Here is a 12,429-nt window from a genome sequence, read left to right as displayed (position 1 = left end):
GTCGTCCGGCGCGGCCGCTCATGCGGCCGGCCTCGGTTGCTTGATCTTCGCGGCCGGGCTGATCCGGCGCGCGCCCGCCGGCGGTTTCGCGGGCCGGTCTCTCGAGCCCAGGCTCCAGTTCCACAGGGCCTCGAAGGGCAGCGGAAGGATGAGAAACCAGTGCTCGATGATGGCGAGCGCCATGATGGTCGTGAGGAACATCATGCTCGTGCGCTCGAAATCGGTCTCTGCGCCGAAGGCCGCGAAGGCCGTCAGCGCGCACACCACGGTGGATACGGTCACCGAGACCGGAAACAGGAGGTTCATGTCGGCCTTGCGCATGAACCCCTTCAGGAATTCCAGGTGCTCGGGCAGGAAGTGCTCGTTCAGGTTCCTGACACCCAGGAAGACGTTCAGCCGCGCGCTCTCGTGCATCCACCACAGGATCAGGAACGTCCACAGCCCGGTCTTGTTGGGAGCCTCCCACGAGATCCACAGCACCACGCCGAACAGGGCGACGATGGCGAGCTCGTGCCAGATGTTTGCCTTCAGCGCATGGCCGAAATGGCGCCATCCCTTGCAGTCATGCGCGCAGCGTTCGATCGGCAGGCCGGTGACGAAGCCGAGATAGAGGCTGGATTCGAGCCAGGCCCAGACCGCCAGCACGCCGCAGAAGGCGAGGTAGGCGTCGTGCGCGTCCGTCCCGCCGGCCGACGCCCAGAGCAGCCAGAAGCCGGCCGCGGCCAGCGCCGTGGCGCCGGCCATGGTCCACTTGAAGGTGACGCGCGGCAGCCCGTCCAGCCAGATGATCGCCCCGGTGGAGAACCACCAGGCGAACAGGGCGAAAAGGGCGGGCGCCGCGTATCCGGACATGATGCCTCCTACCACACCGGCTGCATGCGGCTGGTGTCGGGCAGTTCGTTCTCGATCGTCGGGATCGTGTAGAGCGACACGAAGGTCATCGCCGCCGACAGGCCGCAGCCCGCGCGCCGGATCCGGGCGCCAATGCCGTTGCCCTTGATCGCATCCGCCTTCTCGTTGATGCGGCGAAGCTTCTCCAGCCCCTTGCGGAAGCGCGGATGGTCGATGTCGAGCACCAGCGGAAACACCTGCCGGGTGATCTCGCTCGTCAGCCGGAAGACCTTGTAGTCGTACTCGGTCGGATCCATGCCCAGCGCCTTGTGGAACTCCGGCCGGGCGTGATCGCGCACATACATGGTGGCATAGACCGCCAGCACGAAGAAGCGCACCCAGAGCCGGTTCATCCCCTTCAGATAGTCCGGATTGGCCCGCATCAGCAGCGCGAAGGCCTCGCCGTGGCGGAACTCGTCGTTGCACCACTTCTCGAACCACTTGAAGATCGGGTGGAAGCGCCGCTCGGGATGCCGCTCGAAATGGCGGTAGATGTTGATGTAGCGCGCATAGCCGATCTTCTCGGACAGGTAGGTGGCGTAGAAGATGAACTTGGGCCGGAAATAGGTGTACTTCTTGGCCTTGGTCAGGAAGCCGAGATTGACGCCGATCCCGAACTCCTTGAGCGAGTCGTTGATGAAGCCGGCATGGCGCGCCTCGTCGCGGCTCATCAGCCCGAACAGGCGAACCATCTCCGGGTTCTTGCCGCGCTTCTTCATTTCCTTGTAGAGCACGCAGCCCGAGAACTCGGCCGTCAGCGACGAGACCAGGAAGTCGACGAACTCGTTGCGCAGCCCTTCCGGCAGCGCCTCGAAGTCGATCTTGTCCCAGTCCTCGTTGCGCTTGAAATGGCCGCGGTTCGGATCGTCCTCCATCTCCTGCAGCAGCGCGTCCCATTCGCCCCGGACGCTCGACACGTCCATGCGGTCGAGCGCCTCGAAATCGGTGGTGTAGAAGCGCGGCGAGAGCAGCGTCGACTGCGCTGCCATTCCGTCGGTATCGGCCGCCTTCAGCGACAGTTTCTCGATGGTCATGACGCCCTCCCCGACGAGAAGCTGAACTCCAGCAGTTCCATGAACTCGAAGTCGCCGGTCATCCTGACCCACAGGCGTTCGGGCGCGGCGGCCTTGGTGACGGTGGCCATCCGCTCGAGCGTCACGCGCTCGCCATAGGGCACGACGATCTCGCCGCCCTGCACGTGCACCTCGTCGCCCGGACCGACGTCGACGCCGTCCAGTTCGACATGGGCATGCAGGCTTTCCCAGGTGTTCTCGATCTCGATGATGCAGCGGACGTCGATCTTCTCGCGTCCCAGTCCAAGATGCTCGATCATATCGGTTCCCTCCTCTGATCGATGAAAGCACCGAATGCTGCGGCATTCGGCTGACCGAAGGCATTCAAGGTGATGGTCCGTCCGGTCTCCGGATCCACCAGTCGCAAGGCCCCGTCCGGATAGCGGACGAGTTCGAAGGGCGTGGCATCGGAAATGCCGCGCTTCTTGCGGGCCATCGCAAGGCCACGCACGGTCGTTCGAACGAAGCCGCCCTCGCCGACGCCCAGGCGCGCCAGCTGGTCGCCGGTCGTCGCGTCGCTGACGACGACGATGCCGCCCGGCGCGTCCGTGAAACGGATCGGCAGGGTGACCTCTGCAGGTCCCGCAGGCATCGGAGCCTCGGATTTGGGCGAGAGGGCCGCGATCAGGATACCCATCATCGCAAGGGCGCCGCAGGCGATCGCCGGGCGGCGGAGCGGGTCGGGCTGGCGGATGGCCTGGGTCATCACGGTCTCTTTCTCAGGCGGGCAGGCCGATGGCGCCCTGCGACGAGGACGCGACGGCGGAGGCGCGTCCGGGCAGGCGTGCCGCCGGACCGACGGTGCCCTGTCCGGTGGCGGCCATCGCCTCGGCGATCAGCGGCGCCACCGCGGGCGCGTCGGCGATGGCGCGCAGCATCGGTTGCGGGTGGTTGAAGGCGAAAGGCGTGGCGTTCGGCCAGAGCGCCAGCCAGGCGATCCGGTTGGGCCTTGCGATCACGAAACTGATGCTCGACGTGCCGAAAGGAGCCGACCTGACGGCTGCGGTCTCGACGAGCGCCAGCGGAATGTCGAGCGTGATCGGCAGCGCGATGCCGGAGCGGATCAGCAGGCGCTTCGACGTCAGTGAATAGACCGTCGTGCGCGCATAGAACCAGGCGAGCGTCGTCAGGATCGCCAGCGTGATCCCGGCGAGCAGCGTCACCCAGGCGGCGGCGGCGACGATGTCGCCGGCTGCGCCGCCATTGGCCCAGACCGAGGCGGCGCGCCAGGCGCCGACCAGGACGAAGTAGATCGCCACGCCGCGCAGCCTGAACGCCGAAAGCGCGAGCGCCGTCCATTGCGGCCGTCCCTGCCACAGCAGGCGTTCGCCGCGCGGCAGCGGCGCCGGCAGGCCGGGAGCGGCCTCGAAGGCGAAGTCGTCGTGCTCCCGTGTCATAGCAGCGGCTCCGAGCGCAGCGGCGTCGCGTACATGTGGCCGCCGCCGAAATAGGCGCAGATGCGATCCTCCTCGCGGAAGGTGACGGAATCGGCCGACGCCGGGCGCGGTGCCTTGCCGATCTGTTCGGCCTTCAGCGACCGCACCTTGACGCTGTGTCCCGAGAGATCGGATCCCTCGATCGTCGACAGCGTCATCGGGATCAGCACGTTGTTGATGCCAGGCACGTCGACCTTGACCTCGAGGTAGCGGATCACGTGCTCGGCACGGTCGACCCAGATGTCGACGACGGTGCCGGCCGCCTTGCGGTCGAGGCCGATGACCGTCAGGCCGCGCGGGTCGACGTCACCCGACGCCACGCCGTAATGCCCGTCGACGCGCGTCGGCACGATCTTGTTGTGGCCGTCCCAGGTCTGGTCCGGCACCTCGCGGCGTTCGGCCCAGGCGGCGGGGCCGACGCCGTCGGCCAGCGGATCCCCGGTCGGGGTCAGCGGCGCGCCCGGCCAGGGTCCGACGCGGACCGCAGCGACGGGGCGTTGGTCGCGCCTGAAATTGGGAGCGGTGGCCGTGGTGCCGTCGCGCAGGAGGAAGGTCTTGGGGCTCGGCAGCAGCAGGAAGCCGCGGTCCTTCACCTTGCCGGTCGGATCGGATTCCAGCGGATAGCCCTCACGCCGGTCCTCCCGGCGAAGCCAGAAGACCAGGCCGAAGAAGAACAGCCAGAAGACGTAGAGCGCCACCTGCGCCGCGTCGATGTAGCTGGTGAATTCGTTGGGATACATGCTCTTTCTCCCCTTTGCCGGCCTCAGCCGGGAAATGCCGCCAAACCGAAGGTGTCGCCGTCCCGCCGGATCGTCTCGGGTCCCGCGTAGCGGGCGAGCGGGCCGACGGCGATGAGCGATGCGAACAACAATGCGATCTCGAGATGGTAGACGACGCCGTAGCCGGCCTCCGGTCCCTGGAAGACCGAGCCCAGCGTGCCGTTCGCCGCCATCGCGGTGACGACGTCGCGCAGCGCGCCGCCCACCGCGATCGCCAGGCCGGCAGCCGTTGCCTGCGCCGCACCCCATGCGCCGAGCGCGATGCCGCTGCTGGTCGCGCGCCCGAGCTTCATGGCCGCCGTCAGCAGCCCCACCGTGTAGAGGCCCCCGCCGAAGCCGATCATGGCGGCACCCGCCCGGAACAGCGCGCCGGATTCCAGCGGCGCCGAGACGATGACGAGCGAGAAGGCGACGATCCCGCAGACGCCGCCGACACCGGCCAGCCGATAGGGATTGACGCCCCGGTCCAGCGCGCGCGCGGCCAGGAACAGTCCGGCGATCGTGCCGCCGGCGAGCATCGCCGTGAGCAGCGTGGTCTGGGCGACGTCAAGCCCGAGGACCTCGCCGCCATAGGGTTCGAGAAGCACGTCCTGCATGGCGAAGGCCGCCGAGCCCAGCGCCACCGCGACCAGCAGGCGCCGCGCACCGGGCGCGCGGGCGAACTGGGCCCAGGCTTCCGCGAAGGGCTGGCGCGAACGGTCGTGCGCGGTCACGCGCGGGTCGCGGCCTTCCTGTTTCCAGAGCGCCACGAGGTTGAGCACCATGGTGACCGCTGCAGCCCCCTGGACGACCTGGATGAGGAGGACGTGGCCGAAATCGGCGAGCAGCAGCGAGAATGCGATGGCCGAGACGAACATGCCGACGAGCAGGACGAGATAGAGCAGCGCCACGACGCGCGGACGGCTGTCTTCCGGAGCGAGGTCGCAGGCCAGCGCCAGCCCCGCCGTCTGGACCGTATGCAGTCCGGCGCCCACCAGCAGGAAGGCCAGCGCGGCGCCGATCTCGCCGGCATAGGGAACCGCCGCCTCGCCGCCGCCCGACAGCACCAGCAGCGCGAAGGGCATGATGGCGAAGCCGCCGAACTGCAGCAGCGTACCGAACCAGATGAACGGCACGCGCCGCCAGCCGAGATGCGAACGATAGGTATCCGAGCGGTGGCCGATCAGCGCGCGCGCCGGCGCAAGCAGGATCGGCAGTGCCACCATGACGGCCACCACCGTCGCCGGCACTCCGAGCTCGACGATCATGACGCGGTTGAGCGTGCCGGTGAGAAGCACCATCGCCATGCCGACCGAAACCTGGAACAGGGACAGGCGCAGCAGGCGCGGGAGCGGCAGGCCCTCGCTCGCGGCATCGGCGAAGGGCAGGAAACGGCTTCCGAGCCGGATCCAGGCCGAAGACATCGCAAAGCCGCCGCGTTTGCTCATGATGGCACGACCTCCATCGCCTGGGAGGTGTAGAAGCCGTGCCCGATGCGGGTCGTGCGGCCGGAGCGCCAGCCCGGGAGGGCGTCGATGCGCGAGGCGATCGCCTCCGGCCGGACCGGCTCGATCGCCGGCGCGCGGTCGCCGCGCGGGAACAGCCGGCCGACCGCATGCATGGCGGCCAGCGCTGTCGTGCGCGGGGCGAAGGTGAAGACGATGCTGCGTTCGGTCCGCGCGGCGAGGCGGGCGAGCGCCTCGGCGGCGTCGGCAAGCGGATAGTGGATCAGCGAGTCCATCGCCACCACCGCGTCGAACCGGCCGAGCCTGTCGGAAAGCATGTCGCCCGACAGGAAATGGATGCGGCCGGACCCGAGGTCGGCGGGCATGGTCCGTGCTGCGAAGTCGACCATCTCCGGCGACAGGTCGATGGCGGTCACGTCCGCGCCGCGGCGGGCGAGTTCCACCGAGAACATCCCGGCGCCGCAGCCGGCATCGAGCACGCGCCAGCCGGAAAGGTCCTGCGGCAGCATGTCGAGCATGGCCGCGCGCATCCGCGCCCTGCCCTCGCGCACGGTGGCGCGGATGCGGCCGAGCGGCGCCTCGGTGGCGAGCCGCTTCCAGGCGTCCACCGCCGTGCGGTCGAAATAGGTGCGGATCCTGTCCCGCCGCTCGATGTAGGCCGCGCCGTCCATCAGTCGTACCCCAGGAAGTCGAAGATCTCGCGATCGGGCATCGGGTTGGCGTCGAGTTCCTCCGACCCCGCCCACAGCATCTCGGCGAGCTGCAGATACTCGCGCTGGACCGCCAGCACTTCCGGCGACGGATCCATCTCGAACAGGGTACGCTTCTTCAGCCGGCTCAGCCGCACCGCGTCGAGATCGCGGATATGCGCCAGCCGCTTCAGGCCGATGGCGGCGTTGAAGCGGTCGATCTGGTCGGTCTCGCGCGAGCGGTTGGCGATCACGCCGCCGAGGCGAACCTGGTAGTTCTTCGACTTCGCCTTGATGGCCGCCACGATGCGGTTCATCGCGAAGATCGAATCGAAGTCGTTGGCGGCGACGATCAGCGCCCGCTCGGCATGCTGCAGCGGCGAGGCGAACCCGCCGCAGACCACGTCGCCGAGCACGTCGAAGATGACGACGTCGGTGTCTTCGAGCAGGTGGTGCTCCTTGAGCAGCTTGACCGTCTGGCCGACGACATAGCCGCCGCAGCCCGTGCCGGCCGGCGGACCGCCCGCCTCCACGCAGCGCACGCCGTTGTAGCCTTCGAAGACGAAGTCGTCGGCGCGCAGTTCCTCGGTGTGGAAATCCACCTGCGCAAGGATGTCGATGACGGTCGGGATCAGCGACTTGGTCAGCGTGAAGGTCGAGTCGTGCTTGGGATCGCAGCCGATCTGCAGCACCCGCTTGCCCAGCATCGAGAAGGCGACGGAGAGGTTCGACGAAGTCGTCGACTTGCCGATGCCGCCCTTGCCGTAGATGGCGAAGACCTTGGCCGTGCCGATCTCCAGCGTCGGGTCCAGCTGGACCTGGACGCTGCCTTCGCCGTCTTCGCGGCCGGCGGCAGCCTTCAGGTCCCTCGGATGTGTAAACACGTTCATGCGGCAGCCTCCACGCCCACGCCCTCGACGCGGTCTTCGAGTTCGTCTCCGGCGGCCCGCAGCGCGTCGAGCGTGGCGGCGTCCGGGGTCCAGTAGGAACGGTCGGTCGCCTCGAGCAGGCGGCCGGCAAGTTTGGAGGCCGCGCGCGGATTGAGGTCCGCCATGCGCCGGCGCATCTTTTCGTCGAGCACGAAGGTCTCGGCCATGTTCTGGTAGACCCAGGGCGCGACCTGGCCGGTCGTGGCCGACCAGCCGAAGGTGTTGGTCACATGCGCCTCGATCTGGCGCACGCCCTCGTAGCCATGGGCGAGCAGGCCCTCGTACCATTTCGGGTTCAGCGTCCGCGTGCGGGTCTCCAGCGCGACCTGTTCGGACAGGGTCCGCACCTTGCCCTGGCCGCGCGTCTGGTCGCCGACATAGACCGGAACGTCGCCGCCCGAGGCGCGCCGCACCGCGCGGCTGATGCCGCCCAGCGTGTCGAAATAGTGGTCGATGGTGGTGATGCCGAGTTCGACCGATTCGAGGTTCTGGTAGGCGGCGTCGACGTCTTTCAGGATCGCGCCCATCAGCTCGGGCCGCTTCACCGGCTTGCCGTCGCGCCCATAGGCGAAGCACTTGCGCCGCGAATAGGCCTCGGCGAGTTCGTCCTCGTCCTCCCAGCACCCCGACTCCACCATCATGTTGACGTTGGAGCCATAGGCGCCGGCGGCGTTCGAGAAGACGCGCAGCGCGGCTTCCTCGATGGTGCAGCCCTTCTCGGCCGCATAGGCCAGCGCGTGCTTGCGCACGAAATTGCGGTCCAGCGGCTCGTCGGCCTCGGCCGCGAGCAGGCTCGCCTCCGCCAGCAGCTTCGTCTGCAGGGGCATCAGGTCGCGGAAGATGCCGGACAGCGTCATCATGACGTCGATGCGCGGGCGGTCGAGTTCGGCGAGCGGCACCAGATCGGCGCCGGCCAGGCGGCCGTAACTGTCGAAGCGGGGCCTGGCACCGATCAGCGCCAGCGCTTGGCCGATCGGGGCCCCCTCCGTCTTCATCGTGTCGGTGCCCCAGAGCACCAGCGCGATGCACTCCGGCAGGACGCCCTTGTCCTTGACGTGCCGCTCGACCAGCAGCGTTGCCTGGCGGGCCCCGTCGGCCAGCGCGAAGGCGGACGGCAGGCGGAAGGGATCGAAGCCGTGCAGGTTGCGGCCCGTCGGCAGGATCTGCGGCGAGCGGATCAGGTCGCCGCCGGAGACGGGCCGGATGTAGCGCCCGTCCAGCGCGGCGATCAGCGCCGGCAGTTCATGGTCGCGCGACAGTTGCGCGTTCATCTCGGCGAGCAGCGGGGCCGCGGCGCGCAGGCGCTCGTCGCCGGCAAGTCGCAGCGCCTCCAGTGCTCCGGCAGGCGCCTCGCCGTCGGCCAGCCGCTGCGCCAGTTCGCGCGGCAGCGCGATGCCATGCGACGCATCCGCGACGGCCTGCAGCAGGTCGGCCCTCTCCTCCGGCGTCGCGGCCTCTCCGACGACATGCAGCCCGTGCGGGATCAGCGTCGCCTCGAGTTCCGCGACCGCTTCGACCAGCGTCGGCACATCGGGCCGGCCGTTCACGAGGCTGGCCGTCTCGAGATCGAGCGCGCCGGCCTGCGCCACGATGGTTTCCTCCAGCCGGGTCCGCTCGTGATCATCCGACGGCGGCAGGCTGCGCCACCGGTCGAGCGACGCCTTGAGTTCGACGAGGCCCTTGTAGAGGCCCGCGGCCGCGACCGGCGGCGTCAGGTAGCTGACGAGCGTCGCATTGCCGCGCCGCTTGGCGATCGCGCCTTCCGACGGGTTGTTGGCGGCGTAGAGATAGAGGTTCGGCAGGTCGCCGATCAGCCGGTCCGGCCAGCAGTCGCGCGACAGGCCGACCTGCTTGCCGGGCATGAACTCCAGCGCACCGTGCGTGCCGTAGTGCAGCACCGCATCGGCGCCGAAATCCTCGCGCAGCCAGCGATAGAAGGCGGCGAAGGCGTGGGTTGGCGCGAAGCTCTTCTCGAACAGCAGCCGCATCGGATCGCCCTCGTAGCCGAAGCCCGGCTGGACCCCGACGAAGACGTTGCCGAAACGCTCGCCGAGCACGAGGATCGACGACCCGTCTGACTGGTGGCGGCCGGGAGCTGCACCCCACTGCGCCTCGATTTCGGCGAGATGCGTCTCGCGCTGCACGTGGCGCTCGGCGGGAATGCGGGCCGCGACGTTGGCAGGCTGGCCGAAGCGGGATGAATTGCCTTCGAGGATCCGCGTGCGAAGCGCATCGACGCTGGGCGGCAGGTCGACCGAATACCCGGCCTGCTTCATTGCGCCGAGCGTGTTCCAGAGCGAGCGGAAGACCGAGAGATAGGCTGCGGTGCCGGTCGCCCCGCCATTGGGCGGGAAGTTGAACAGCACGACGGCGACCTTGCGTTCGGCGCGGGCCGTGCGGCGAAGGCGCACCAGCTTCTCCACCCGCGCGGCGAGCATGGCCGCGCGTTCCGGTTCGCCCGCCATGTCGCGGCGGGACCCGCCGCGGTCCGCGCCGCCGGCCGACGTGCGGCCACCGAACAGCATCGGCCCGGTCGCGCCGTCGATCTCGGGCAGCGCCACCATCATCGTGGTCTCGACGGGGGTCAGCCCGTGATCGCCGGAGCGCCACTCCTCGACGGTCTGAAATTCGACCGCAAAGGCCGAAAGGTACGGCACGTCGAGGCGGGCGAGCATCTCCTCGGCCGCGCGGCTGTCGTTGTAGGCGGGGCCTCCGACGAGCGAGAAGCCCGTGAGCGACACCACGGCGTCCACCGTCGCATGGCCATCGGCCATGAAGAAACCCTCGACGGCCGGGGTCGCGTCGAGGCCGGCGGCGAAGGCCGGTACCACCTTGAGCCCCCTCGCCTCCAGCGCGCCGATCACCATGTCGTAATGCGCGGTGTTCCCGGCGAGCACGTAGGAACGCATCACGAGCAGGCCGACGGTCCCCGCGGAACCGGTACCCGGCAGGTCGCGCAACGTCTCGCCGATGCGGTTGGGCAGCCGCGGGTGGTAGAGCCCGGCCTCCGGATAGTCGAGCGGCGCGCGCGCCGTCACCGCCTTGCGCAGCGCCGCGCGCGGTCCGGCGGCATAGCGCGACACCAGATGGCGCACGAGGTTGGCGACGTTGTCGTCGGAGCCCGCGAGCATGTACTGCAGGGTCAGGAAATAGGCGCGCACGTCCTGCGCCTTGCCGGGAATGAAGCGCAGCAGCCGCGGGATCTGGCGCAGCATCTTCATCTGCTGGCGACCGCCCGACTGTCCGGGCTTCGCCGCGCCGCGCAGGCGCTTCAGCAGCCCCAGCGCCCCGCCCGGCGCACTCGACATTGAGAAGCCGCCGAGCCTGGTCGTCCGCACGATGTCGCCCGCCGACAGGCAGCCCACCATGCAGTCGCAGGCGTCACGCCGCGCTTCCAGCCAGGGCTGGACCTTGCGGATGTGTTCCTCGAGGAAGATCATGTTGGCGACGACGATGTCGGCCGTCTCGACGTCGCGGCGGCAGCGGTCCTCCGCGGCCGGGTCGGAACCCCACTCGGCCAGCGAGTGCAGCGTCAGCTTCAGCCCCGGCAATTCCCGCTTGAGCAACAGGGAGGCGCGTTCCACGGCGCTCGCCATGTGGCTGTCGAGAGTCACGATCGACATCGTGATCGGGGTCGCGTCAGCGACTGTAGTGAGCCTTGGCATCGTACAATGTCTCTATTGTGATGGTCTGCAGTCCGCGTTCGACGGCAAAGCGCTCGGTGTTCTTTCTGGCCTTGCCGCGTACGAAGAACGGGATCTTCCTCAGTTCCTTTTCGGCTTCGCCGGTCCAGGCGACGGGCCTGGCCAGCACGACGAGGGTCGGATCCTCCGCCTCCGCCACGGGTGCGGCCGCGTGCCCGAGATGCGAAGGCGCGGCCCCGTCATTGAATTCGAAATCGTCGCGGAACATGCCGAGCAGGTGTTCCTCCAGGCCCATCATCAGCGGATGGACCCAGCTGTCGAACAGCACGTTGGCGCCCTCGTGGCCCATCTGCGGCGAGTACCGCGCGGGAAAATCCTGCACGTGCACGGGCGCCGAGATGACGGCGCAGGGGATGCGCAGGCGCTTGGCGACGTGCCGCTCCATCTGCGTCCCGAGAATGAGCTCCGGCTGCGCGGCGATGATGGCGTCCTCGACGGCCAGGTGATCGTCGCTGATCAGCGGCTCCACCCCGTAGCGGACGGCCGCCGCGCGGACCTCGCGGGCGAATTCGCGGCTGTAGGTGCCGAGGCCGCAGACGGCGAAGCCGAGCTCGTCCGCCGCCACGCGGGCTGCCGCAACCGCATGGGTGGCGTCGCCGAAGATGAAGACGCGCTTGCCGGTGAGATAGGTCGAATCGATCGAGCGCGAGTACCAGGGCATCCGCAGGGCGGCCGGCGAAGCGGCGGGCGCGGCCACGCCCGCAAGGCCGGCGACGGCGGCCAGGAAGTCGGCGGTGGCGCGAACCCCGATCGGCGGGATCGAGACGAAGGCCTGGCCGTGGTTGCGCTTCAGCCAGTCGGCCGCCGTGCCGGCGATTTCGGGATAGAGCACGACGTTGAAGTCGGCGTCGGGCAGCCGCGCAAGATCGGACGGGCTGGCGCCGAGCGGCGCGACCAGGTTCACGATCACCCCCAGCCGCTCCAGCATGCGGCGGACTTCCTCGATGTCGTCGCGATGGCGAAAGCCGAGCGAGGTCGGCCCGAGGATGTTGCAGCTGCGCTCGCCGGCCGGGCGCACCACCCGCGGTGCGGGACGCTGCGGCGCCGGCGCGAAGGCCCGCACCAGCCGGTAGAACGTCTCGGCAGCGCCCCAGTTCTCCTTCTTGGAATAGGACGGCAGTTCGAGAGGAATGACGGGAATGGGAAGGGCGAGTGCCGCGGCGAGTCCCGCCGGATCGTCCTGGATCAGCTCGGCCGTGCACGACGCGCCAACGATGATGGCTTCCGGCTTGAACCGCTCCACCGCGTCCCGGCAGGCGATCTTGAAGATCTCGGCCGTATCGGCGCCGAGGTCCTGCGCCTTGAAGGTCGTGTAAGTGACCGGCGGACGCGTGTCGCGCCGCTCGATCATCGTGAACAGCAGGTCGGCATAGGTGTCGCCCTGCGGCGCATGCAGCACGTAGTGCAGCCCCCGCATCGAGGCGGCGATCCGCATGGCCCCGACATGGGGAGGTCCTTCGTAGGTCCAGACGGTGAGCTGCAT

Annotated in this window: 11 protein-coding genes; all 11 read right to left on the bottom strand. The window is 68.9% G+C overall.

What is annotated here, in order from left to right:
• Window positions 1–18: 18 nt before the first annotated feature.
• From puhE to bchB, 11 genes are read right to left on the bottom strand one after another with little or no spacing between them, the layout of a single operon-like run.
• Window positions 19–852, bottom strand: a complete 834-nt coding sequence (puhE, locus tag N1F91_RS13915; RefSeq protein WP_289992922.1) for a putative photosynthetic complex assembly protein PuhE — start codon at window positions 850–852, stop codon at window positions 19–21.
• An 8-nt stretch (window positions 853–860) separates the two neighbouring features.
• Window positions 861–1,925 (bottom strand): magnesium-protoporphyrin IX monomethyl ester (oxidative) cyclase, encoded by a 1,065-nt coding sequence (acsF, locus tag N1F91_RS13910; RefSeq protein ID WP_289992921.1) that lies wholly within the window; start codon window positions 1,923–1,925, stop codon window positions 861–863.
• Window positions 1,922–2,224 (bottom strand): hypothetical protein, encoded by a 303-nt coding sequence (locus N1F91_RS13905; RefSeq protein WP_289992920.1) that lies wholly within the window; start codon window positions 2,222–2,224, stop codon window positions 1,922–1,924. Before N1F91_RS13905 ends, acsF begins: the two co-directional genes overlap by 4 nt.
• On the bottom strand, window positions 2,221–2,670 hold the full coding sequence (gene puhC, locus N1F91_RS13900; protein WP_289992919.1) for a photosynthetic complex assembly protein PuhC: 450 nt from the start codon (window positions 2,668–2,670) through the stop codon (window positions 2,221–2,223). Before puhC ends, N1F91_RS13905 begins: the two co-directional genes overlap by 4 nt.
• A 13-nt stretch (window positions 2,671–2,683) precedes the next feature.
• Window positions 2,684–3,361, bottom strand: coding sequence for a photosynthetic complex putative assembly protein PuhB (gene puhB / locus N1F91_RS13895; protein ID WP_289992918.1), 678 nt, complete (start codon window positions 3,359–3,361; stop codon window positions 2,684–2,686).
• On the bottom strand, window positions 3,358–4,140 hold the full coding sequence (gene puhA / locus N1F91_RS13890) for a photosynthetic reaction center subunit H (protein ID WP_289992917.1): 783 nt from the start codon (window positions 4,138–4,140) through the stop codon (window positions 3,358–3,360). Before puhA ends, puhB begins: the two co-directional genes overlap by 4 nt.
• 23 nt (window positions 4,141–4,163) lie before the next feature.
• Window positions 4,164–5,606, bottom strand: a complete 1,443-nt coding sequence (locus N1F91_RS13885; RefSeq protein WP_289992916.1) for a BCD family MFS transporter — start codon at window positions 5,604–5,606, stop codon at window positions 4,164–4,166.
• Window positions 5,603–6,295: a magnesium protoporphyrin IX methyltransferase gene (gene bchM / locus N1F91_RS13880; protein ID WP_289992915.1), complete on the bottom strand. Its 693-nt coding sequence runs from the start codon at window positions 6,293–6,295 to the stop codon at window positions 5,603–5,605. Before bchM ends, N1F91_RS13885 begins: the two co-directional genes overlap by 4 nt.
• Complete coding sequence (bchL, locus tag N1F91_RS13875) at window positions 6,295–7,203, bottom strand: ferredoxin:protochlorophyllide reductase (ATP-dependent) iron-sulfur ATP-binding protein (RefSeq protein WP_289992914.1); 909 nt, start codon at window positions 7,201–7,203, stop codon at window positions 6,295–6,297. Before bchL ends, bchM begins: the two co-directional genes overlap by 1 nt.
• Window positions 7,200–10,907: a magnesium chelatase subunit H gene (locus N1F91_RS13870; RefSeq protein ID WP_289992912.1), complete on the bottom strand. Its 3,708-nt coding sequence runs from the start codon at window positions 10,905–10,907 to the stop codon at window positions 7,200–7,202. Before N1F91_RS13870 ends, bchL begins: the two co-directional genes overlap by 4 nt.
• Window positions 10,882–12,429, bottom strand: a complete 1,548-nt coding sequence (gene bchB, locus N1F91_RS13865; protein ID WP_289992911.1) for a ferredoxin:protochlorophyllide reductase (ATP-dependent) subunit B — start codon at window positions 12,427–12,429, stop codon at window positions 10,882–10,884. Before bchB ends, N1F91_RS13870 begins: the two co-directional genes overlap by 26 nt.

It is taken from the genome of Aquibium sp. ELW1220 (assembly GCF_030398385.1).
Classification (GTDB): domain Bacteria; phylum Pseudomonadota; class Alphaproteobacteria; order Rhizobiales; family Rhizobiaceae; genus Aquibium.
The sequence above is the reverse complement of the archived record's forward strand: the minus strand, read 5'-3'. Positions and strand labels throughout refer to the sequence as shown.

Coding starts and splice junctions, on each gene's coding strand:
- acsF (WP_289992921.1), bottom strand. CDS start 1,925: ATGACCATCGAGAAACTGTCGCTGAAGGCGGCCGATACCGACGGAATG.
- puhB (WP_289992918.1), bottom strand. CDS start 3,361: ATGACACGGGAGCACGACGACTTCGCCTTCGAGGCCGCTCCCGGCCTG.
- bchM (WP_289992915.1), bottom strand. CDS start 6,295: ATGGACGGCGCGGCCTACATCGAGCGGCGGGACAGGATCCGCACCTAT.
- N1F91_RS13870 (WP_289992912.1), bottom strand. CDS start 10,907: ATGCCAAGGCTCACTACAGTCGCTGACGCGACCCCGATCACGATGTCG.
- bchL (WP_289992914.1), bottom strand. CDS start 7,203: ATGAACGTGTTTACACATCCGAGGGACCTGAAGGCTGCCGCCGGCCGC.
- N1F91_RS13905 (WP_289992920.1), bottom strand. CDS start 2,224: ATGATCGAGCATCTTGGACTGGGACGCGAGAAGATCGACGTCCGCTGC.
- puhC (WP_289992919.1), bottom strand. CDS start 2,670: ATGACCCAGGCCATCCGCCAGCCCGACCCGCTCCGCCGCCCGGCGATC.
- puhA (WP_289992917.1), bottom strand. CDS start 4,140: ATGTATCCCAACGAATTCACCAGCTACATCGACGCGGCGCAGGTGGCG.
- N1F91_RS13885 (WP_289992916.1), bottom strand. CDS start 5,606: ATGAGCAAACGCGGCGGCTTTGCGATGTCTTCGGCCTGGATCCGGCTC.
- puhE (WP_289992922.1), bottom strand. CDS start 852: ATGTCCGGATACGCGGCGCCCGCCCTTTTCGCCCTGTTCGCCTGGTGG.
- bchB (WP_289992911.1), bottom strand. CDS start 12,429: ATGCAGCTCACCGTCTGGACCTACGAAGGACCTCCCCATGTCGGGGCC.